Annotated in this window: 18 protein-coding genes; 12 read left to right on the top strand and 6 right to left on the bottom strand. The window is 61.8% G+C overall.

Annotated elements, in window-relative coordinates:
• Positions 1–78: 78 nt before the first annotated feature.
• Positions 79–1,677 (bottom strand): ABC transporter substrate-binding protein, encoded by a 1,599-nt coding sequence (locus tag ACQY7U_RS13080; protein WP_428645099.1) that lies wholly within the window; start codon positions 1,675–1,677, stop codon positions 79–81.
• Positions 1,678–1,959: 282 nt separating this feature from the next.
• Between ACQY7U_RS13080 and ACQY7U_RS13075 the strand changes: the two genes are divergently transcribed.
• Positions 1,960–2,556, top strand: a complete 597-nt coding sequence (locus ACQY7U_RS13075) for a helix-turn-helix domain-containing protein (protein ID WP_428645097.1) — start codon at positions 1,960–1,962, stop codon at positions 2,554–2,556.
• A gap of 87 nt (positions 2,557–2,643) precedes the next feature.
• On the opposite strand, the gene ACQY7U_RS13070 is transcribed toward ACQY7U_RS13075, so the two are convergent.
• Positions 2,644–3,744: a hypothetical protein gene (locus ACQY7U_RS13070; RefSeq protein WP_428645095.1), complete on the bottom strand. Its 1,101-nt coding sequence runs from the start codon at positions 3,742–3,744 to the stop codon at positions 2,644–2,646.
• Positions 3,745–3,856: 112 nt separating this feature from the next.
• On the opposite strand from ACQY7U_RS13070, the gene ACQY7U_RS13065 reads away from it, so the two are divergent.
• Entirely contained in the window at positions 3,857–4,564 is a 708-nt protein-coding gene (locus ACQY7U_RS13065; RefSeq protein WP_428645094.1) for a winged helix-turn-helix transcriptional regulator, read from the top strand.
• Positions 4,565–4,600: 36 nt separating this feature from the next.
• Here ACQY7U_RS13065 and ACQY7U_RS13060 read toward each other — a convergent pair whose 3' ends face one another.
• Together ACQY7U_RS13060 and ACQY7U_RS13055 are read right to left on the bottom strand one after the other, a co-directional pair.
• Entirely contained in the window at positions 4,601–6,094 is a 1,494-nt protein-coding gene (locus ACQY7U_RS13060; protein ID WP_428645092.1) for an aldehyde dehydrogenase family protein, read from the bottom strand.
• A gap of 1 nt (position 6,095) precedes the next feature.
• Complete coding sequence (locus ACQY7U_RS13055) at positions 6,096–7,202, bottom strand: mandelate racemase/muconate lactonizing enzyme family protein (protein WP_428645090.1); 1,107 nt, start codon at positions 7,200–7,202, stop codon at positions 6,096–6,098.
• 129 nt (positions 7,203–7,331) lie between these two features.
• On the opposite strand from ACQY7U_RS13055, the gene ACQY7U_RS13050 reads away from it, so the two are divergent.
• From ACQY7U_RS13050 to ACQY7U_RS13020, 7 genes are all read left to right on the top strand, one after another.
• Complete coding sequence (locus ACQY7U_RS13050; RefSeq protein ID WP_428645088.1) at positions 7,332–8,819, top strand: PLP-dependent aminotransferase family protein; 1,488 nt, start codon at positions 7,332–7,334, stop codon at positions 8,817–8,819.
• A gap of 145 nt (positions 8,820–8,964) precedes the next feature.
• On the top strand, positions 8,965–10,041 hold the full coding sequence (locus ACQY7U_RS13045; RefSeq protein WP_428645086.1) for an extracellular solute-binding protein: 1,077 nt from the start codon (positions 8,965–8,967) through the stop codon (positions 10,039–10,041).
• A 152-nt stretch (positions 10,042–10,193) separates the two neighbouring features.
• On the top strand, positions 10,194–11,315 hold the full coding sequence (locus tag ACQY7U_RS13040; RefSeq protein WP_428645084.1) for an ABC transporter ATP-binding protein: 1,122 nt from the start codon (positions 10,194–10,196) through the stop codon (positions 11,313–11,315).
• Positions 11,315–12,184, top strand: coding sequence for an ABC transporter permease (locus ACQY7U_RS13035; protein WP_428645082.1), 870 nt, complete (start codon positions 11,315–11,317; stop codon positions 12,182–12,184). Before ACQY7U_RS13040 ends, ACQY7U_RS13035 begins: the two co-directional genes overlap by 1 nt.
• Positions 12,185–12,196: 12 nt before the next feature.
• Entirely contained in the window at positions 12,197–13,057 is an 861-nt protein-coding gene (locus tag ACQY7U_RS13030; protein ID WP_428645080.1) for an ABC transporter permease, read from the top strand.
• An 8-nt stretch (positions 13,058–13,065) separates the two neighbouring features.
• Positions 13,066–14,679, top strand: a complete 1,614-nt coding sequence (locus ACQY7U_RS13025; protein ID WP_428645078.1) for a GMC family oxidoreductase — start codon at positions 13,066–13,068, stop codon at positions 14,677–14,679.
• A 22-nt stretch (positions 14,680–14,701) separates the two neighbouring features.
• Positions 14,702–16,000, top strand: a complete 1,299-nt coding sequence (locus ACQY7U_RS13020; RefSeq protein WP_428645077.1) for an FAD-dependent oxidoreductase — start codon at positions 14,702–14,704, stop codon at positions 15,998–16,000.
• A gap of 95 nt (positions 16,001–16,095) precedes the next feature.
• On the opposite strand, the gene ACQY7U_RS13015 is transcribed toward ACQY7U_RS13020, so the two are convergent.
• Positions 16,096–16,854 carry a substrate-binding periplasmic protein gene (locus ACQY7U_RS13015; protein ID WP_428645075.1) on the bottom strand — a complete coding sequence of 253 codons (759 nt, stop codon included), beginning with the start codon at positions 16,852–16,854 and terminating at the stop codon, positions 16,096–16,098.
• A 376-nt stretch (positions 16,855–17,230) separates the two neighbouring features.
• Between ACQY7U_RS13015 and ACQY7U_RS13010 the strand changes: the two genes are divergently transcribed.
• Positions 17,231–18,118, top strand: coding sequence for a bifunctional allantoicase/(S)-ureidoglycine aminohydrolase (locus ACQY7U_RS13010; protein WP_428645074.1), 888 nt, complete (start codon positions 17,231–17,233; stop codon positions 18,116–18,118).
• A gap of 124 nt (positions 18,119–18,242) precedes the next feature.
• Here ACQY7U_RS13010 and bhcR read toward each other — a convergent pair whose 3' ends face one another.
• Entirely contained in the window at positions 18,243–19,100 is an 858-nt protein-coding gene (gene bhcR, locus ACQY7U_RS13005) for an HTH-type transcriptional regulator BhcR (protein WP_428645072.1), read from the bottom strand.
• Positions 19,101–19,266: 166 nt separating this feature from the next.
• Between bhcR and bhcA the strand changes: the two genes are divergently transcribed.
• Positions 19,267–20,457 (top strand): L-aspartate--glyoxylate aminotransferase BhcA, encoded by a 1,191-nt coding sequence (gene bhcA / locus ACQY7U_RS13000; RefSeq protein WP_428645070.1) that lies wholly within the window; start codon positions 19,267–19,269, stop codon positions 20,455–20,457.
• Between the two features lie 17 nt (positions 20,458–20,474).
• Positions 20,475–21,205, top strand: a 731-nt coding sequence (locus ACQY7U_RS12995) for a pyridoxal-phosphate dependent enzyme (RefSeq protein ID WP_428645140.1), incomplete at its 3' end; no start/stop codon positions are given.

Genomic DNA, 21,205 nt, shown 5'->3' with positions numbered 1-21,205 from the left:
CCGCCACTTGCGTGAAAACGGCCGGGAGGCGAAGGGGCTCCCACGCAGCCCTTCACCCCCCGGTCCTGGGAGGAACCGTTAGCGGTCCAGGGAGACGTTCTCGAAGATGTTGTTTCCGAGTGGCGTCTGCAGGTAGCCGTTCACCTTTGCGGAGACGGCAACGGCAAAGGGCGTCTCATACATGAAGAGCAGCGGTGCCGCATCGGCATAGAGGTCCTGCATCTGGCGGTACTGATCGGCCCGCTTTTCGGGATCCATTTCCGACGAGGAGGCTTCGTAGAGCGCGTTGAACTCGGCATTGTTCCAACCCGTGCCGACGGATTTGCTTGTCGGATAATACCCGAGCCAGCCGGAGACCTGGCTCGGGTCGCTGACGTCATCCACCCAGCCATAGGTGTGGATGTCGAACTCGCCGGAGCGGTTCTTGGCGCCGCGTGTCGGGCCGTCCACCTGTTCGGCCACCAGATTGATGCCGAGCGGCGCCCACATCTGCTGAAGGGCTGCGAAGACGGTGGCATCGTCGGCGGAGCCGGCGAGCGTCGTCAGGGTAATTTCCGTGCCCGGCTTCAGTCCGGCTTCAGCCACCAGCGCCTTGGCTTTTTCAATGTCGTAGCCGTAGAGCGGGCTCATGTCGGCGGCGAGCCGCGTGGACGAGGACATCAGCGGCGAGGACATCGGCTTGCCGGCGCCCTGCAGGACCAACCCGATGAGGGCTTCCTTGTTGGTGGCATAGTTGACCGCCTGGCGCACACGCTTGTCGGCCAGCGGGTTCGGCGAACCGTCGGCACGCGTCGCGCGCGTGTTGATCGGCGAATAGATGATCCGTGTGGACGGGTAGAGGTTCATGTCGATTGCCGGGTCGGCATCGAGTTCGGCAACGCGCGAGAAGGGAATGAACTCGGCGACATCGACTTCTCCGGCGGTCAGCTTCAGGACACGGGTTGCGTCATCCGGAATGACCTGGAAATGCACCTTGTCGATGTAGGGCAGCGGCTTGCCGTCCTCGCCTTCCTTCCAGTAGTTCGGATTGGCGGAAAAGGTCATCGAGGCGCCCTGCTCGAAACCGCTCAGGTAAAACGGCCCGGAGCCGACACCCGGCCCGCCTGCAGCGAAAATAGCCGCCGATTTTTCCTGATCGTTCGCGCCCGGGGCGGCGTCAAACACCTTCTTGGACACAATGGCGGTGTTGAAGGTCGCCAGCATCGACAGGAGCGCCGGGTCCGGCTTTTCAAGCGTGAGCGTGACGTTGCGGCCCTCGCTCGTCACCGAGGAAATCGCAGACAGCAGTCCTGCCCAGGGCCCGAGATCGGGATTGCGGGCCCGGTCCAGCGAAAACACCACATCCTCGCCCGTCAGCGGGCTGCCGTCGGAAAACTTCAGACCGTCGCGCAGCACCAGCGAGACCGTCTTGCCGTCGGCGGACACCTCGTAGCTTTCCGCGAGCGCGCCGACGAGGTTTCCGCTGGCCGGGTCGGTTTCCAGAAGCGTGGAAAACAGGCTGCCGACCATCCAGATGTCCGGGTTGCGGTCCGCATAGATCGGATCGACGAGCTTGGAGCCGTCGTATCTGGCGAAATTCAGGGTTCCGCCACGCTCCACGGCATCCGCCGTTTGATAGGTGAATGCGGTCAGGGCCGTTGTTAGGGCCAGCCCGGCGGCAAGCGCTGCTGCCTTCATTGTGTGTCCTCCCAGATGCACATGTCTCGAGGCCCTGGAGATTATCCAAACCGGCATGGGCCGCAAGGCATTTTTTTAGTGAAATCTCGAATTGGATCCAATTTCGAAGCCGTCCCAAAATTCCAGATCCTTTATAATTTGTTGTTTTTACAGTATATTTTTGATACTTTATCTTTTTTGCTTCGCTAAAAAAAATTTTAGTATTGATAAACTTTTAAGTTCGCCCGAGGCTGGCAAAATGCGGAATCGGGCGATATAAAGAACGCCGGAGTGGAGGGCTGAATGACAACCAAAGGGACGACAGCAGTTTCGGAAAGCGATCAGGAGACGCCGAACTACGGCCCGGTGATCCGCCAGCGCCGCAAGTCGCTGGGGATGACCCTTGAGGAAGTGGCCAAGGCCACAAACCTGACCATCGGGTTTCTGTCCCAGGTGGAACGCGGCATCAGCTCGCCGTCACTGTCTTCCTTCCAGCGCATCGCCGGCGCTCTCCAGACCAGCCTGGAACAGCTGATCAAGGTGCCCGAGCCCTATTCGGAATATGTGTCGAAGGACGAGAGGCAGACCTATGTGCTCGGCAAGTCGAAACGGCTTTACGAGAAGCTTGGCCCAGGCTTTCCCGGCGCCCTGACCTACCCGTGCATCATCCATCGCCCGCCCGGCCATGTGTCGGAACACATGCAGCATGACGGCGAAGTGTTTTGCTATCTGCTCTCCGGCAGGCTGGAATATCACCTCGGCGACAAGGTCTTCATCATGACGGCCGGAGACTGCATCCACCACGACACGTCCAAGCCGCATTATTCCGTTGTCCTGGGGGACGAGGAAAGCGAAGAGCTCTGGGTCAGCTCGACACCGATCAAACATTCGGGTGCTTAGGGCGCCTCAGCACCTGACACCGGAAACCTCCGGAGCGACCGTTTTCGCACCGGAGGTTTTTCGTTCGCCGTACTGCGGACGGAACCGCTAAAGCGCGGAAACCGCAATCCGTATCTGCGGCTCCGGCACAGCCGCCCCGGCCACCCAGGCGGCCACGCGTCTGGCGCCGGAGAACGCGCCAAAAGCGCCAAGCTTCACCAGGTCCGCCTCTGAAGCACCCTGATCCACGACGGCCTGCAACAGTTTGTCGTCGATCTGATAGGAGGCCTTGGCGACAAGGATCGCTATGCGTGCCAGGTCCCGCTGCTTGCCGGAAAGCCCCTCCAGATCGGCTTCGACCCACGCGCGGGATGCCGGCGGGTGACCGCCATGCCACACCGCCAGACGGTTGCGGACATGCGCGATCGTCCCGGGATCAAGCACATCCGCTGCGTATCTGTCGACCACCTGGGCCCAACGAGACAGGCAATCGGCGATCCGGGGAGACGGGGATGCCCAATCAAGATCCCGTGGTTGCATCGCCGGAGGCAGAAGATCAATCGAGGCTCCGGGCTCCAGCCGTAATCCGGCCGATTCCCTCAATTCCGTTCCGAAGGCCCGCAACGATGCACCTCGGCCAAACGCGGGAACGGGTGATCCGTCCAGCAGGAAGTCGGAAATCTTGTTCGTGTAACTGAAGACAAGAACCGTTCCGATGGCCTCCGGCAGTTCCTCCTCGGCAAACAGAGGCCTCTTGAGACCGCTGTTTGACGCCTCGACCGCCGACCGCGCCCAATCCAGTTTGGCGCGAACGGCCGGGTCTGCAATACGTCCCTCTTGCCGCGTTCGAATGCCCGTCGCAACGTGTTCTTCCCTGGCGCCATGTGTGAGGCTGAGCAGCATGTCCTCGCAGTATGGGCACCGGTTTTCCTGGGACAGTGCCGCTCCCATGGCTATCTTCAGCCACGCCTCCATCCTGTCATCGACGAGGGCGGCTTCACGACCGCCCGACCAAAGACCCGCCATCAATTCAGGGCAGGACCCATGGCCGGTGATGGTGCCGTTCACGAAGAAGTCCCGCTCGGATTGCTCCAGCACCTGCGCCGCAAGTCCCGAAACATTCCTGGCGGAGATCGGAGTAAAGAACGGCCGCATCGTTACGCCCGACAGCTTGTCGAAGAGTGTATTGCGCATTTTCCTGGGTAACATGTCAGGCTCCTGAAGTTCGGGTTTCCTGACATCCAGATTGAAATTTGCCCGATTTGAAACAAGTACAAAAACTGTACTTGTCCAACTCTGTGGCCGTGCTTAGGCTGGATCCATGGCACCGAAATCCAACTATGGCCAGTTCTGTCCGGTTGCCCAGGCGGCGGAAGTTGTCGCCTCGAAATGGACGCCGCTCATCCTGCGTGAAATCATGTGCGGCAGCACGCGCTTCAACGACCTGCGTGCCGGCCTCTCGCTGATCTCGCCGACCCAGCTCACCAAGCGACTGCGGGAGCTGGAGTTTGCCGGCGTCATTCGTCACGAGACGACCGCCGGATCCGGGGCGAAGCGCTATGTACTGACCGAGGCAGGCGAGGAACTACGCCCGATCATCGAGGCTCTCGGCTTGTGGGGACACAAGAACCTGCGCCGCGAGCTGAGCGAAAGCGAACTCGATCCCGGCTATCTGATGTGGGACATACGCCGCTCCCTGGATCCGGCCAGCTTGCCCTTCGGCGGACGAACGCTGGTCCGCTTCGACTTTTCCGGTGTGCCTGCGGCCAAACGCCGGTGGTGGCTGCTGTTTGACGACGGTCAGGTCGACCTTTGCATCAAGCCGCCCGGAGGCGAGGAGGATCTGGTCGTTTCCGGACATGTCAGGGACTTCATCAATGTCTGGCTGGGTCACCTGCCCTTGAAGGACTGCCTTGCGAACGGGCGGATCCGGCGTGAAGGCCGGTCCGAACTCGTGGCCAGTTTCCCGGACTGGCTCGGCAAAAGCCGGGTTGCCGTTCTTGCAGGGGAAGGCGCCCGGACACGCTGAAACCCTTCTGATACACATCCGGTCCCACGTGGCGGCTCAGGCGATCCGCGCAGCGATGCTCTTGGTCTTGCAGTAGCTTTTCAGGCCTTCCAGCCCCTTTTCCCTGCCGAAGCCGGACTTCTTGTTGCCTCCGAACGGCACCTCGATGCCGCCGGCGAAATATTCGTTGATGTAGATCTGGCCGGCGTCGATGCGGCGGGCAAGCCTGTGGGCCCTTGCAAAATCCGAGGTGTAGATGCCGGCAACAAGGCCGTATTGACATTCGTTGGCGAGCGCCAGCGCATGCTCGGCATCCTCGGCCACCTGGACCGTCAGCACGGGACCGAAGATTTCCTCCCTTGCCAATTCGTCATCGGCGGCAACGCTGTCGACGATGGTCGGCTCGAAGAACCAGCCCTTGCCGGTCGCCGGATCCTGCGTGACGGAGCCGCCGGTGGCGATGGAAGCGCCGCGCGCCCTGGCACGGTCGAGAAATCCGGCGATCTTCGCCAGATGTTCCGCCGAATTTACCGGGCCGACGTCCGGGTTTTCCAGCCCGTGCCCCAGCTTCAGTGCCTTGGTCCGCCGCACCAGTTGCTCCACGAAATCCGCGTGAATGGAGCGTTCGATCACCAGACGCGACCCGGCAGAACAGATCTGCCCGGCGTTTTCGTAGATCGCGCCGAGAACCCCGTTAAGTGCCTGCTCCCTGTCGCAATCGCTGAGCACCACTACCGGCGACTTGCCGCCGAGCTCCAGAACGACCCTTGTGACTTCTTCCGCCGCCGCCTTCATCACCGCTTTCCCAGTCTGGACAGACCCGGTGAAGGTGATGTGGTCGACCCCCGCATGACTCGTCAGGGGCGCGCCGGTTTCAATGCCGGTTCCGGTGACGACATTCAGAACGCCGTCCGGCAGACCCGCATCGCTCAGAAGCTTTGCCAGGAGCAGGGCCGTGAACGGCGTCTGTTCCGCCGGCTTGGCAACCACAGTGCAGCCGGCAGCCAGCGCCGGGGCGAAGCCGCGGGCGGCCGTCGAGATGGGGAAGTTCCACGGGATGATATGCGCGGTCACCCCGACCGGTTCATGGATGGAATAGCCGATATGATCGGGTCCGAGCGGGAAGCTGTCGCCCTGCAGCTTGTCGCAGGCACCGGCGTAATACTCAAAGGCCCGCGCCGCCCCGCGCACGTCGCCCATGGCCTCCTGCAGCGGCTTGCCGCTGTCGAGGGTTTCTGTGACGGCAAGAAGATCGAGGTTTTCCAGGATCAACGCGGCGGCCTTTTGCAGGATACGCCCGCGCTCGGCCGGGCCGGTGTCGCGCCAGACCGTTTCGAAGGCCCTTCGGGAGGAGCGGACGGCCTGGTCGACATCTTCCCTGGTGCCCGCCGTGAAACCGGAAAAAGCCTCGCCCCTGCCCGGGTCGAAACTTTCCATGGTCCGGTTGTGGGACGGCCGGATGAAGGTCCCGTCGATGAAGTGACCTTTCGGCAGAGCCTCCAGGGTTCCCGTGCTTGTGTATTCGGCGATGAGGTCGCGTGCCGTCTGCATGTCAGCCTTCCAGGGAACTGATCTTGTAGCTGGATTTCGCCAGCCATTCCGGATGGACCTCCACGCCCCAGCCGGGAGCGTCGGTGACGGTGGCATGGCCGTCGACGATCTCGTAGGGCGAGGACGTGAAGAGGCCGTATTGCCAGGGGTAGTAGTCCGCCTCCTCGATGGAGAACTCCAGATATTTGCCGGGGTTCGGAATGGCGCGCAGAAGATGCATGGTGAACAGCGTCACCATCGACAGATTGGCGGCATGCGGCGTGCAGGGGATGCCGGCTTCATGCGCCATCCGCGCCACCTTCATGGTGCGCACCATGCCGCCGAGATAGCAGATATCCGGCTGGATCACGTCTACGATGCGGCCGTCGATCATGCGCTGCCAGTCGACCAGCGAGCAGTCCTGCTCGCCGCCGGTCACGTCGATCTCCAGCGCGTCCGTCACCTGCTTGGTCTGGTCGTAGTGCCAGTAGGGGCACGGTTCCTCGTAGTGGGAAATACCGTGATCCTGCAGGAATTTCCCAACCTCGATGGCCTTGGCCGGAGAGTAGCAGGAATTGGCATCGACAAGCAGCGCCGTGCCGTCGTCGAAGGCGCGGCGCATGGTCGGCACGATTTCTTCCGTGCGGCCCGGCCACTCGTCCCGGTCGCGGCCGCACTCGGAGCCGATACGGAACTTGAAGGCGTCGAAGCCGTAAAGGTCCTGCTGCCGCTTCAGGCGGTCCGCCTCGTCTGCCGGCGTGATGTCCCGCTTCATGGAGGATCCGTAGGCCCGGACCCTGCCCGGCGTGCCGCCGAGAAGTTCGCAGACCGGCTTGCCTTCCAGCTTGCCGCGCAGGTCGAAGAGAGCGGTGTCGAGCCCGCCCATGGCCCGGCGCAGATAGGCCCCCGGAAACTTGTGCTCGCGGTCAGGAATGATGTCCATCAAATGCGCCACATCGTACGCATCCTGCCCCAGCGCATAGGGTGCGACCTGCCGGTGCACCACCTCAGCGGTGATATCAGCGCAATAGGGCGCGACCTGTCCCCACCCGTTTGCCCCGCTGTCGGCGGTCACCCGGACGAAACACACGAATTCGTTTGTAAATGTTTCTATTGATTGTATTTTCATGTCTGCATCCAATCCCTGCAGGGGGCGTTTCCGGAGAGTCGGCCAGCGGCTTTCGGGACGAACCTACTTGGAATTGGCCTTGATAGAAGGTCCGTTTTGCGCAAACTCTCATACCAATTGGGAGGCGTCATGAAACGGCATGCAGGCGCGGTGCTGTCATCCATCACGATCGACAAGACCGCTGAAAAGAAAATTTCCATCCAGCTCTACATGGCCTTGCGGGACCTGTTGCTGACCGGAGCCCTCGCGCCAGGTGCGCGGCTGCCGGCGACCCGCACGCTCGCGCGGGAAATCGGCGTTTCGCGGACCACGGTAATCGATGCGGTCGACCGGCTGATCTCGGAAGGCCTTCTGGAAGCCCGCGTCGGCGCGGGAACATTCGTCAGCGAGGCGCTGAACGCCCGGCTGGCCACGAAACCCGCGACGAATGAAAGCAACACCGTGAAAATGGTGCCGCGGCTATCACATGCCTCGCGCCATGCAATTCCGGATTTCGCTCCGCGCTCCCGCCTGCCGCACAAGTCGCAGGCCTTCGCCACCGCCCTGCCAGCCCTCGATGCCTTTCCGATGGCGCAATGGGCAAAACTGTCGGCGCGCCACTGGCGCAAGGACCGGGACCTGATCACCGGATACGGCGAAGCCTTCGGCTACATGCCGCTGCGCCGGGCGATCGCGCGCCAGCTCAATGCCTCGCGCGGCATCAAATGCGCGCCGGAGCAGATCTTCATCACCAACGGCGCCCAGCGCGCCTTTTCCCTGGTCGGCGGACTGCTGGTGAACCCGGGGGAACCGGTCTGGTTTGAAAATCCCGGAGCCATCGGCGCCCGCAATGCCTTTATCGCCATCGGCGCCAACCCGGTTCCGGTCGACGTGGACGCGGAAGGTCTGCGCGTGGAGGACGGACTTGAAAAAGCTCCGCATTTCCGCCTCGCCTTCGTCACTCCCTCTCACCAGCAGCCGCTCGGCCACGTAATGAGCCTGTCGCGGCGCCTGGCCCTGCTGAAAGCCGCCAATGACGCCGACGCCATCATCGTGGAAGACGACTACGACGGCGAATTCTACTATGGCGACCGGCCGCAACCGACGCTGAAAAGCATCGATACCCATGACCGCGTCATTTATGTCGGCACCTTTTCCAAATCGCTGTTTCCGGCGCTGAGGCTTGGCTTCGTCCTTGTCCCGGAGGGACTGGTGGAGAGTTTCGAGCGGGTGTGCCAGACCTGGCTCAGCGGCGTTCCGACGGTCACCCAGGCCATCGTCGCCGAGTTCATGGACGAGGGCATGTTCGCAACGCATATCCGCACCATGCGCCACCTCTACAAGGAGCGCTACGACACGCTGCTGGCGGAAGCGGAAAGCCTTGCGGGTCAGATCAACCTGCAGCCGACCAGCAGCGGATTTCATGCGGTCGGGCTGCTGGCTCCCTCGCTGGACGAAAACCGCCTCGTGCGGAAGGCTGCCGAGAAGGAAGTCACGGTGGCTCCGCTGTCCCGCTACACGCTGTCCCCGATTGGGCAGCGCGGGATCGTGTTCGGCTTCGGTTGCGCCGCACCTGAGGAGATCCGCAGGGGCATCCAGGTGTTGAAATCGGTCCTCCCGAAGTGCTGCACCAGCTAGGGTCAGGACCTGTCGACAGATTTCGGCCCCGAGAATGCCCTCCCGGAATTGGACTGCTAAATTATCTGCAATGGATATATTTGACAGGCCAATTCAATCCTAGGCTCCCAATCCTGAATTGCTGCGTGTATTCAGGGAGGAAGTCATGCATTTCAAAACAACACTTACAGGCCTCTTGGCCGCGACCATGCTCGCCGGCGCCGGCTCCGCACAAGCGGAAACCCTGCGCCTCCTGACCTGGGGCTCCTATGCTCCGGATGAATTGATCCAGAAATTTGAAGCGGAATACCCGGACATCGACGTCGAAGTCACTTTCTCGAACAACGAGGAAATGATCGCCAAGCTGCGGGCGACCGGCGGCGCCGGTTTCGATCTTGCGCAACCGAGCCACGACCGCATCTATGCGGCCCAGCTGGAATATGACATCTACAAGCCGCTCGATCTTTCCAAGGTGGACACCAGTGTCATGGAAGGCTCGCTCCTGGAGGGGGTGAAGGCAAACACCACCATCGAGGGCGAGGTCTATGCGGTTCCCCATCTGTGGGGCACTTCCGGCCTGATGGCCGACAAGACCAAGGCCCCTGATTTCAAGAGCTGGGCAGACCTGTGCGATCCCAAATACAAGGGCAAGACATCGATGCGCCTGAAGCGCACGATCCTGCTCGGCACCGCCTTCTCCATGGGTGAAGACCCGTTCGCGGCCTATTCCGACCTCGAAAAATACCAGGGCATCCTGGACAAGGTCGCCGACAAGCTGATCACCTGCAAGGACAACATCAAGGCCTACTGGAAGGGTGGCGACGATCTGTCCGCCATGATGCTCTCCGGGGAAATCGTTGCGTCCGAGACCTGGGATTCCACGGCCTACAAGCTCTACGACCAGAACAAGAACATCGTCTTCGTGCCGCCGGAAACAGGTGCGCTTGCATGGATCGACACCTTCGCCCTGCCGCGCAAGGGCAAGGCGGATGACGCCGCCTACAAGTGGATCAACTTCGTGCTGCGGCCGGAGAACGTCACCGTCATGTCCGGCAACACCGGTGCGATCGCCGCTGTGAAAGGTGGCCTGGATCTTCTGCCGGAAGACAAGAAGGCAGCCGTCAACGCGGCCTTCACGCCGGCCGATATCGACAATCTGAAGTTCTTTGCCAACATTCCTCCGGGCGTGGAGGACATGGAAGGCAAGACCCTTGAGAAAATCAAGGCGGCCACAGGCGGCTAAGTTCGGCAGAAGATCTGCCGGATCGGCACTGCCGGGACCCGCTGGTCCCGGCAGTCAGCCATCCAAACAGTCTCACCATCAACTCCTGATCGGGGGATGCCGCGGACAACCGGCGTCCCCAATTCTCTGACCTTTGCAGTTGGCGCTCCTTCATGACAGATACCCCGGCCTACGATCTCGAATGCCTCGACATTGCCAAGAACTTCGGTCCCGTCCGTGCCGTGAAAGGCGTCTCATTCAACATTCCGAGCGGCTCTTTCTTTTCCATTCTCGGGCCATCCGGCTGCGGCAAGACCACCTTGATGCGCATGATCGCCGGCTTTGAGGACCCCTCCGCCGGAGACATCCGGATCAAGGGCAAGTCGGTGCTCGGCACGCCGCCCAACCGGCGCAACGTCAAGATGGTGTTCCAGCATCTTGCCCTGTTTCCGATGATGAACGTTTACGAGAACATCGCCTACGGCCTCAGGTGCGCGGGCGTCGGGAACGCCGACATCAAGCGCAAGGTGCAGGACGTGCTGGAACGTATTGCCCTGCCCGACGTCGCCGAGCGCGAGATCCATCAGCTCTCGGGCGGCCAGAAACAGCGCATCGCGATTGCCCGCTGCATGGTGCTCGATCCGGACGTGCTGCTGCTCGACGAGCCGCTCGGCGCGCTCGACCTGAAACTGCGCGAGGCGATGAAAATCGAACTGAAACTTCTTCAGCACCAGTTCAACACCACCTTCGTCTATATCACCCACGACCAGTCCGAAGCCCTGGTCATGTCCGACCATGTCGCCATCATGAACCAGGGCATCTTCGAGCAGATCGGCACGCCGCAGGAGCTTTATCACCAGCCCAGCACGGCCTTCGTCGCCGGTTTCGTCGGCGACAGCAACCGCTGGACCGGAATTGTCAGGTCCGCGGACGGCACCGGCGGCAAGGTCGAGACGGACCAGGGCCTGCCGATGACCTTCAACGCCGCGGACGGTCAGGCCGTTCCGGAAGGCGCCAAGGTCGAAATCTTCGTCCGTCCCGAATTCATCAGAACGGTCCGCGTGTCGGAAGCAGACCAATCCCGGACCGACGGCGACAACCAGATGGACGGCGTGATCGACAGCCTGCTGTTCAACGGCGCCAACAGCCGCGTGCTCGTGCGCACCGGCAGCGGCGAACTTGTGGAATCCGACGTGACGCTGACCGGCGACAACGACCTGAGGCCCGGTGAAGCCGTCCGGCTGATGTGGTCTGCCCGGCAGGCCATGTGCTTTACCCGCCGGGAGGGTGCGTGATGCAGACCAAGGACATCAGGCGCCTGTCGCTGATCCTGCTGTTCGCGCCTTTCGCGCTCTGGATCCTGCTTCTGATCATCCTGCCGCATATCGGCATGGTGATGCTGTCGTTCCGGGAGAAGGTCGCGCCACGCGTCTATGAGTACAGTTTTGCGAACTATCTGGAATTCGTGAACGAGCCGATCTACTGGAACACGTTGCTCAGAACCGGTTCCATGTCGCTGCTGGTGACGGCCCTCGCGCTCCTGATCGGTTTTCCGATCGCCTATTACATTGCCAAGGTGGCGGGCCCAAGGTCCCGTGGCGGGCTGTTCCTGCTCTGCCTCATCCCGCTCTGGGTCAGCGATCTGATCCGCTCCTTCGGGTGGATCCTGCTGCTTCGGGAGACCGGCGTCATTTCCAGCTTCCTGATGTGGACCGGATTGACCGGCCAGCCGATCGAGATGCTCTACAACGATGTCGCGGTGATCATCGGCCTCGTCTACACCGTCATCCTCTTCATGATCGTTCCGCTGGTCTCCACCCTCGACGGCATGGACGATTCCATGATCGAGGCAGGCTACAATCTCGGCGGAAGCGGTTTCACCGTGCTGCGCCGGATCATCATCCCCTATGCCATGCCCGGCATCGTCGCCGGCTGCATTGTCACCTTCATGCTGACGGCGGGCGCCTATCTGACGCCGGTTCTGCTCGGCGGCAAGAATTCCAGCTGGTTCACCGAGCAGATCTACAACCAATTCATCACCCGCTTCAACTGGGAAGGGGGCGCGGCCTTCGGCATGCTGCTACTGCTGTTCACCTCGCTCGTCATCTGGCTCGGCCTGAAACTCTCCGGCCAGACGCTCGCCAACACCGTTGCCAAGAGCTGAGGAGAGACGATCATGCTTGCATCAAAGAAGACCTCGCCGTTCCTCTTCGGCTACCGGCTTTATGTCGCCGCCTTCTTCATCTTTCTGGCGGCGCCGCTGATTTCCGCCGGCGCGTTTGCCTTCAACGACAGCCTGTTTCCGGCGCTGCCGTGGCAGGGCTTCACGCTCGACTGGTTCTTCAGCGACACGGAGCCCAAGCTCGGCATGTTCCACGACCGACGGCTGTTGCAGGGGCTCTACTATTCCTTCGTCATCGCCATCTTCGTGTCCCTGCTGTCGGTTTTTGTCGGCACGACCAACGCCTTCCTCTTCATCCGCGGCGAATTTCCGGCAAAAAACTTCTTCTACATCCTGATGGTGATCCCTCTGGTCATTCCGGGCGTGATCCTCGGTATCTCCATCCTGGTGCTGGCCAGCGACACGGCGAACTATCTGGAGAACCGCTTCGACCTGGAGCTGGAAACCCTGCGGCCGGGACTCGCGCTGGTGGTGCTGGGCCAGTTCTCCTTCATCGCAACCATCACCTCTCTGGTGATCACGGCGCGCTTGAAGAAGTTCGACGCCACCATGGAGGAGGCCGCCTTCAATCTCGGCGCCAGCCGGGCCCGGGTCCTGCGTACGGTCACCCTGCCCTTCCTGCGGCCGGCGATGATTGCCGCCGGGATCGTCGCGTTTCTGGTTTCGTTCGAAAACTTCAACACGACACTGTTCCTGGTCGGGTCCGAGGCACCACTGACCATCACCATGTACGACCGCATGGCCAAGGTCGGCTCGACGCCCGTGCTCAACGCCGTCTCCTTCATCCTGATGGTCGGGTCCGGACTGCTGGCCCTGCTGTCGATCCTGATCCAGCGCGACAAGTCCTCCCGGTAGGTGCAATGATGCCGGAATTCGATTTCGTTATCGTCGGCGCAGGCTCCGCCGGTGCGGTGCTTGCCGACCGGTTGTCCGAAAGCGGCCGGTATTCCGTCTGCGTTCTGGAGGCCGGCGGCTCGGATCTGAATTTCTGGATCTGGATGCCGATCGGCTACGGCAAGGCCTTCTACAACCGCCGCATCAACTGGATGTACCAGACGGAACCGGACCCCGGCCTCAACGGCCGCACCGGCTACTGGCCGCGCGGCAAGGTTCTGGGAGGCTCCAGCTCGATCAACGCGATGGTCTATATCCGCGGCCAGCACGCGGACTTCGAGGACTGGAAGGCGATGGGCAATCCCGGCTGGGGCTGGGATGACGTGCTGCCCTTGTTCAAGCGCTCGGAAAGCAACTGCAACGGGGCCGATGCCTGGCGCGGCGGGGACGGTCCGCTCTACGTGTCTTCCATGGAGAGCGACGTCCACCCCCTATGCAAAACCTTCCTGACCGCCTGTGAAGAAGCCGGTTTCCGGCGCAATCCGGATTTCAACGGCGCTTCCCAGGAAGGCGTCGGCCTTTATCAGATCACCGCGAAGAACGGTTTGCGCATGTCCACGGCAAGGGCCTATCTGTCGCGCGCCAGGAAGCGTGGCAACGTCAGCGTTCTGACCAATGCTCATGTCACGAAGGTCTTGATGGAGGGAAACCGGGCCACGGGCGTTGCCTTCCGCCGGGGCGGCACGGACCAGACAGTGACTGCGCGCCGGGAGGTGATCCTGAGCGCCGGCGCGGTCAACTCGCCCCAGATCCTGATGCTGTCGGGCATCGGCAACGGGGCGGAGCTCCAGGCAAAGGGCATTGAGACCGTCGTTGACCTTCCGGCGGTCGGCCGGAACCTTCAGGATCACCTTGGTCTCGATTATCTCTACCGCTCGCGCGTGCCGACGCTGAACCAGCAGCTTTATCCCTGGTGGGGGAAGCTGCTCCAGGGCATCCGCTACGTGCTGACCCGCAAGGGGCCGCTATCGCTCAGCGTCAACCAGGCGGGTGGCTTCGTGAAGACCCGGCCGGATTGCGAGCGGCCGAACATGCAGCTCTATTTCTCACCGGTCAGCTACACCAAGGCACCGAAGGGCAAGCGGCCGCTGATGAACCCCGACCCCTTTCCCGGTTTCCTGCTCGGCATGCAGCCGACCCGTCCGACAAGCCGGGGCCAAGTCCGCCTGCGCTCGAACGACCCGTTCGACACGCCCGAAATCCATCCGAATTCACTCAGCACAGACAAGGATTGCCGGGAGATGATCGAGGGCAGCCGGCTATTGCGCAGGATCGCCGGGAGCCCCGCCCTGCAGACGGTGATCGATGAGGAAATCCTGCCGGGGCCGGGGGTCGAGAGCGACGAGGACATGCTGGCGGACGTCCGCAAGCGCTGTTCGACCGTGTTTCACCCGGTCAGCACCTGCCGGATGGGACCGGCGCCGGAAGGAAATGTCGTCGACGCCCACCTGAAAGTCTATGGCACCGAGCGCCTTCGCGTGGTAGACGCTTCCATCTTTCCTACGGTAACGTCCGGCAATACCAACGCGCCCGCAATCATGGTGGGTGAAAAGGGTGCCGACCTGATCCTGAACGATGTCTGAACCGAGAGCGTAATACTGCCGGATGCGTACGGATCTCTTTACGAAAACTTTTAAAACAAGGCCTTACTGGGCGGATATCGCCCCCGAGGTCCCGCTGCCGGCGACCGATCTTCCGGATGAGGTCGACGTACTGATCGTCGGTGCGGGCTATACGGGTCTCAATGCGGCCCTCCCGGCCGTGCGCGAAGGGCTCGGCACGCTGGTCGTTGATGCGGAACACCCCGGATGGGGCTGCAGCCTGCGCAACGGCGGACAGCTTTCGACCAGCATCAAGCCCTCGTTTGCAACGCTCAAGAGCCGGTACGGCGAGGAAATCGCCACCAACCTGTGCCGGGAAGCACAAGCCTCGCTCGACTACATGCACGCGCTTTCCAAGGTGGACGGCATCGACATGGGCCTGCGCGAAGTCGGCCGGTTTCACGGGGCACACAAGCCGCATCTCTACGACAAGCTGGCGAAGGACTGCGACGCCGGTCATCCGGTCTGGAAGACCGGCGCCTATATGGTTCCGAAGGCGGAGATGCCGGCAGAACTCGGAACGGAAGCCTATCACGGCGGCATCGTCTACCCCCGCCACTGCAGCATCGATGTTTCCAGGTACCACCCGTCCCTGCTCAGGATGGCCCTGAGACTGGGGGCCATGGTCAAGGAAAACTGCCGCGTCGTTTCCATCGAGCGGCAAGGGGCGGGCTTCAAGGTCAGGACAAGCCACGGCCCTGTGAAAGCCGGCAAGGTCATCCTGGCGACCAACGGCTACACCGGCCCGGTTTCGCCCTGGCATCAGCGTCGGATCATCCCGATCGGCTCTTATGTGATTGCAACGGAAGAAGTTCCCGAGCAGCTCATCGACCGGCTTTTTCCGACCGACCGGGTTCTCTCCGACACGCGCAAGCTGGTCTATTACTACCGCCTGTCGCCCGACCGGAAACGTGTGCTCTTCGGCGGCCGCGTGTCGCTCAACGAGACGGACCCGCGCAACAGCGCGGCACAGCTGCATCAGGACATGTGCGCGCTCTTTCCCGAACTCTCCGGGGTCCGGATTTCCCATGCCTGGATGGGCTTCGTCGGCTACACCTTCGACACGCTCGCCCACTGCGGCGAGGACGACGGTCTTTATTTCGCCGGCGGCTATTGCGGCTCCGGCGTCGGCATGGCGAGTTATCTGGGTATGCGCATCGGCCGCAAGGTCGCGGGCCTTGAAAAGTCTCCCTCGACCTTCGAGCGCATTCCGTTCCGCTCCCGTCCGCTTTACAAGGGCGACCCCTGGTTCCTGGCCCCCTCCGTCATGGTGTACCGGATGCGGGACCGGGTCGGGATCTAGGCGTAACCCAGCAGAAGGGGCCTCCCTGCACGCCTCATCCTGAGGAAGGCCAAAGGCCTGTCTCGAAGGATGAGGGCGTAGGTGGAAGGCTCTTCTTAATTCGCGACCGGCCAGGTCTTCACGTAGTCGGAAATTCCGTATTTGGCCAGAACCGCCGCGTAGTCTTCCGACGACTTGAATTCGGCAAGCTTGCCGTTGAAGCTTACGATATCGCCTTCGGAGAATTTTTCGTCGGCCAGCGCAATGCCGATCGGCACTTCTCCAACCGCCAGGGGCAGCAGCTCGACCTCATCCCGCAGCTCGCTCTGATCCAGCTGGGAGAGATAGGCGATCGAGGAGATGATTGCCGCGTCGAGCCGGCCCGCAATCACCTTCTTGATGTTGTTGACGTCATCATTGGCCGGTTCGACGGAAACGCCCGCAGCTTCCAGACCCGGATAGGCGAAGCCGCGGCGGCCGCCGATCCGCTTGTCTTTCAATTCCGCCAGCGCCATGAAGTTGAACGCCGCCCCCTTCTTCACCGCCAGAATGTTGTATTCGGTCAGGATAGGATCGCTGTAGAGCGCCTGCGTGGCCCGGTTTTCGGTGCGCAGAACACCGACGGCACCATCGATCTCGCCGCTGTGGACGGAGCTGTAGAGGCGGGCGAAGGGCAGCGGAGAGGCCTTGGCCTCAAAGCCCATATCCTTCAGGAGCGACATGCTGACATCTCCCAGAACCCCCGAGGGAAGATCTCCCGCGCCGACGGCCGCAAAGGGCAGGCTGTCGCCCGTGCCCAGCGTGATGGTCTCCGCGATCGCTGCCTGAGACACCAGGGACAGGGCGAACGCAAGTGCAAAGCATTTTCTTTTCATCAATGGCCTCTTGAAGATCTGTACCGTGATTACCTCGAGACAGGGTAACGAACTTCAAATAATTCAACCAATCTTGATTACATTCTTCACTTTCAAATCAATCCATAAAATCAGTTAATCTTTTAGTAATGCTTTTACCCTCGGGAATCCATTCGTTTTCTTGATGACTATATTGTCCTTGTTACTTCTGACCGTTCGATTTCCCAAGGTGCGAACCCAAGTCGCAAGGCGAGGCGATTGGCTGGAAGAAGCAAAAAATCAAGGGATCATTTTCTTGGATTTCCGAAAGGATCTCTTTCAACTTCACAGATGGTTCCCCCGGCCGGGGGGCGGCATAGTCTGAGGCAACTTCGAAAGAGAAACAGAAAGGTTGCCCGTGTCCAACACCACCGACCGCCAGACCTATTACGCCCCCAAGGGGGGACACCCGGGCCAGGAAACGCTTTTGACCGACCGTGCGATGTTCACTGACGCCTACGCGGTGATCCCGCGCGGCACCATGCGGGATATCGTGACCAGCGCCCTTCCCTTCTGGACCGGCACGCGCGTCTGGGTGCTGTCCCGGCCGCTGTCAGGCTTCGCGGAAACCTTTTCGCAGTACATCGTCGAGGTTGCCCCCGAGGGCGGCTCGGACCGGCCGGAAACCGACCCGATGGCCGAAGGCGTGATCTTCGTGGTCGAGGGTGAGGCGGTGCTGACCGCCGAAGGCAAGACCTACGACCTGCGGGCCGGCAGCTATGCCTTCCTGCCGCCGCGGACCGACTGGACCATCAGGAACGTTTCCTCCGAAGACGTCCGTTTCCACTGGGTGCGCAAGGCCTATGAAGCCGTCGACGGCCTCGACTGGCCGGAGCTGTTCGTCACCCATGAAAGCGAGATCGCCCCGGCCGCCATGCCCGGCACCGACGGCAAATGGGCGACCACCCGCTTCGTCGACCCGTCGGACCTGCGCCACGACATGCATGTCAACATCGTGACCTTCCAGCCGGGCGCCGTCATTCCCTTTGCCGAAACCCATGTCATGGAACACGGGCTCTACGTGCTGCAGGGCAAGGCCGTCTACCGGCTGAACCAGGACTGGGTCGAGGTGGAAGCCGGAGACTACATGTGGCTGAGAGCCTTCTGCCCGCAGGCCTGCTACGCCGGCGGTCCCGGACCGTTCCGCTACCTGCTCTACAAGGACGTCAACCGTCACATGAAGCTACACGCCGCTTCCGGGTTCACCGCAGGCGCTCAGGGCTCCTTCAAGGCCGCGGCGGAATAGTCGCGATTGCCCTCTCCGTCCTCCTCGCCTCATCCCGAGGAGGGACTTCAGGTCTGCCTCGAAAGACGGGGGGAATACTCAAGAGCAAGCGGCCCATACTTCGAGACAGCGCAAACGCGCTTCCTCAGGATGAGGTTGGAATTTGGGGCGGGTTTTCGCCACCCAATGCGGAGGTGAGTGCGGCAGCAGCTTTCCGTACCGCCTCCGCCAGATCCCCGACCATGTCCGGAGAAACACGGCTCGTCGGGCCGGAAACCGACAGGCCGGCCACCGCCTCGCCGTAGTTGTTGAAGACGGGAGCTGCGATGCAGCGCATGCCGAGGTTCTTTTCCTCGCCATCGATGGAATAGCCGCGCTCCCGGGTCTTGGCGAGGTTCTCTTTCAGGAGATCCGCGTCGCACAGGGTGTATTCGGTAAACCGTTCGCGCGCGTTCTGCGCCAGGATGCGCTCGCACTGGGCCGGCTCCATGAAGGCAAGCAGGGCCTTGCCGATTCCGGATGCATGCAGCGGCGACAGGGTTCCGGGCGGAAAGAAGGCGCGGATATTCGCATGGGTCTCTATCTGGCTGACGAAGAGCACCTGATCGCCCTGCGCAACGCCGAGGTTTGCGGTTTCGCCGGTATCTTCCATCAGCTTTCTGAGGATCGGACGTGCCCGCTCCACCAGGCTCGTGCGCCTTAAGAACCGCGCCCCGATGATGAAGGCGCCGGGGCCGATGTGCCAGAGCTGCTGCCCCTGGTCGAACTCCACAAGCCCGCGCGTTTCGAGGGTAAAGAGGATCCGGTAGAGTGTTGCCGTGCTTTCGCCGAGCTGGTCCGACAGGGCTGAGAGCGACACCCCCGACTGGGTGCTCAGGTGCTCGAACACCGCCATCGCCCGGTCGAGCGACTTGATGGTGTTCTGTTCGCTCTTGTCATCCCAGGCCCGCGGCCTTCCGCGTGCCCGGCGAGCTCCCGACGGGTCGGTTTTCGTCTCTGCCATGAAACAAACTTTCGTTTTTGAAAAACGTGTTCATCATATGAAAAATTCAACTTATTGACAATACTTATCTTTTTAGCTCGTTGCGTTTTTGAAAAATTATTTTAAAAAAATTGCAGACTCCCGGACACCCTCGCTACACTTTTAAAAAATGCGAGAGGAAACGGCCATGAGCTTTCAAAACCCTGTTTTCATTCCAGGTCCGACCAATATGCCCGAGTCGCTCCGCAAGGCCTGCGACATGCCGACCCTGGACCACCGCTCCCCGTTGTTCGGACAGATCCTTCAGCCCGCGCTGGCGGGTGTCAAAAAAGTCCTGAAAACGGAAAACGCGGAAGTCTTCATCTTCCCGTCCACCGGCACGGGCGGCTGGGAAACCGTTCTGACCAACACGTTGAGCCCGGGAGACAAGATCCTGGCCGCGCGCAACGGCATGTTTTCCCACCGCTGGATCGACATGTGCCAACGCCACGGCCTGAAGGTCGAAGTCGTCGAGGCCGAGTGGGGCACGGGTCTTCCCGCGGACCGCTATGAAGAGATCCTGACCGCGGACAAGAACCACGAGATCAAGGCGGTTCTGGCGACCCACAACGAAACGGCCACCGGCGTCAAGTCCGACATCGCCGCCGTCCGCCGCGCCCTGAACGCGGCACAGCATCCGGCCCTGCTGCTGGTCGACGGCGTCAGCTCCATCGCCTCCATGGATTTCCGCATGGACGAATGGGGGGTCGACGCCGCCGTCACCGGCTCCCAGAAAGGCTTCATGCTGCCGGCGGGTCTGGCCATCGTTGCCCTGTCGCCGAAGGCACAGGCCGCGATCGAAAGCGCCAAGCTGCCGCGCACCTTCTTCGACGTCCGCGACATGACCAAGGCCTATGCATCCAACGCCTATCCCTATACGCCGGCGGTCGGCCTGCTGAACGGTCTCAAGCAGAGTTGCGACATGCTGCTCGGTGAAGGCCTGGAAAACGTCTTCGCCCGCCATCACCGCATCGCCGAAGGTGTGCGTGCAGCCGTCCGGGCCTGGGGTCTGGAACTGTGCGCCAAGACGCCGGACGTCTATTCCGATACGGTCAGCGCGATCCGTACGCCGGAAGGTTTCAATGCCACCGACGTTGTCACCCACGCAGCGCAGAAATACGGCGTTGCCTTCGGGGTCGGCCTCGGCGAAGTCGCCGGCAAGGTCTTCCGCATCGGCCACCTGGGCAGCCTGACCGACGTCATGACGCTGTCGGGCCTGGCCACCGCCGAAATGGTCATGGCCGATCTCGGTCTCGACATCAAACTCGGTTCCGGTGTTGCCGCCGCCCAGGAGTTCTACCGCAGCGGACACGCCATTTCATCCAGGGAAGCAGCATGAAAACCGACGCCATGAATATGTATATCCCGACCCTCGAGGACATGCTGGTCGCGCATGAGCGCATCAAGCCCCATATCCACCGCACGCCGGTGCTGACCTCGTCGTTCCTGAACAACCTGACCGGCGCCCAGCTGTTCTTCAAATGCGAGAACTTTCAGAAGGCCGGTGCCTTCAAGGTGCGCGGCGCCTCCAACGCGGTCTTCGGCCTTGACGAGGAAACCGCCAAGGCGGGCGTTGCCACGCACTCTTCCGGCAACCACGCGCTGAGCCTGTCCTATGCGGCCGGCCGCCGGGGCATTCCCTGCCACGTGGTCATGCCGAGGACGGCGCCGCAGGCCAAGAAGGACGCCGTGCGCGGTTACGGCGGCATCATCACCGAGTGCGAACCGTCCACCTCCAGCCGCGAGGCCGTGTTCGCCGAGGTTCAGGCCAAGACCGGCGCGGAATTCGTTCACCCCTATAACGACCCGCGCGTGATCGCCGGCCAGGGCACATGCTCCAAGGAACTGATGGAGCAGACGGACGGTCTTGATGCCGTGATCGCCCCGATCGGCGGCGGCGGCATGGTGTCCGGCACCTGCCTGACGCTGTCCAATCTCGCGCCTGAGGTGAAGATCTACGCCGCGGAGCCGGAACAGGCCGACGACGCCGCACGCAGCTTCAAGGCCGGTCACATCATCGCCGACGACGCGCCGGTGACGGTTGCCGACGGACTGAAGGTGCCGCTGAAGGAACTGACCTGGCACTT

The organism is Roseibium sp., assembly GCF_050301095.1.
Lineage (GTDB): Bacteria > Pseudomonadota > Alphaproteobacteria > Rhizobiales > Stappiaceae > Roseibium.
This window is presented reverse-complemented; position numbering and strand designations above follow the sequence as displayed.

What these genes read in the sequence shown, in the direction of transcription:
- ACQY7U_RS13080 (WP_428645099.1), bottom strand. Translation starts at nt 1,677, where the DNA reads ATGAAGGCAGCAGCGCTTGCCGCCGGGCTGGCCCTAACAACGGCCCTG.
- ACQY7U_RS13075 (WP_428645097.1), top strand. Translation starts at nt 1,960, where the DNA reads ATGACAACCAAAGGGACGACAGCAGTTTCGGAAAGCGATCAGGAGACG.
- ACQY7U_RS13070 (WP_428645095.1), bottom strand. Translation starts at nt 3,744, where the DNA reads ATGTTACCCAGGAAAATGCGCAATACACTCTTCGACAAGCTGTCGGGC.
- ACQY7U_RS13065 (WP_428645094.1), top strand. Translation starts at nt 3,857, where the DNA reads ATGGCACCGAAATCCAACTATGGCCAGTTCTGTCCGGTTGCCCAGGCG.
- ACQY7U_RS13060 (WP_428645092.1), bottom strand. Translation starts at nt 6,094, where the DNA reads ATGCAGACGGCACGCGACCTCATCGCCGAATACACAAGCACGGGAACC.
- ACQY7U_RS13055 (WP_428645090.1), bottom strand. Translation starts at nt 7,202, where the DNA reads ATGAAAATACAATCAATAGAAACATTTACAAACGAATTCGTGTGTTTC.
- ACQY7U_RS13050 (WP_428645088.1), top strand. Translation starts at nt 7,332, where the DNA reads ATGAAACGGCATGCAGGCGCGGTGCTGTCATCCATCACGATCGACAAG.
- ACQY7U_RS13045 (WP_428645086.1), top strand. Translation starts at nt 8,965, where the DNA reads ATGCATTTCAAAACAACACTTACAGGCCTCTTGGCCGCGACCATGCTC.
- ACQY7U_RS13040 (WP_428645084.1), top strand. Translation starts at nt 10,194, where the DNA reads ATGACAGATACCCCGGCCTACGATCTCGAATGCCTCGACATTGCCAAG.
- ACQY7U_RS13035 (WP_428645082.1), top strand. Translation starts at nt 11,315, where the DNA reads ATGCAGACCAAGGACATCAGGCGCCTGTCGCTGATCCTGCTGTTCGCG.
- ACQY7U_RS13030 (WP_428645080.1), top strand. Translation starts at nt 12,197, where the DNA reads ATGCTTGCATCAAAGAAGACCTCGCCGTTCCTCTTCGGCTACCGGCTT.
- ACQY7U_RS13025 (WP_428645078.1), top strand. Translation starts at nt 13,066, where the DNA reads ATGCCGGAATTCGATTTCGTTATCGTCGGCGCAGGCTCCGCCGGTGCG.
- ACQY7U_RS13020 (WP_428645077.1), top strand. Translation starts at nt 14,702, where the DNA reads ATGCGTACGGATCTCTTTACGAAAACTTTTAAAACAAGGCCTTACTGG.
- ACQY7U_RS13015 (WP_428645075.1), bottom strand. Translation starts at nt 16,854, where the DNA reads ATGAAAAGAAAATGCTTTGCACTTGCGTTCGCCCTGTCCCTGGTGTCT.
- bhcR (WP_428645072.1), bottom strand. Translation starts at nt 19,100, where the DNA reads ATGGCAGAGACGAAAACCGACCCGTCGGGAGCTCGCCGGGCACGCGGA.
- bhcA (WP_428645070.1), top strand. Translation starts at nt 19,267, where the DNA reads ATGAGCTTTCAAAACCCTGTTTTCATTCCAGGTCCGACCAATATGCCC.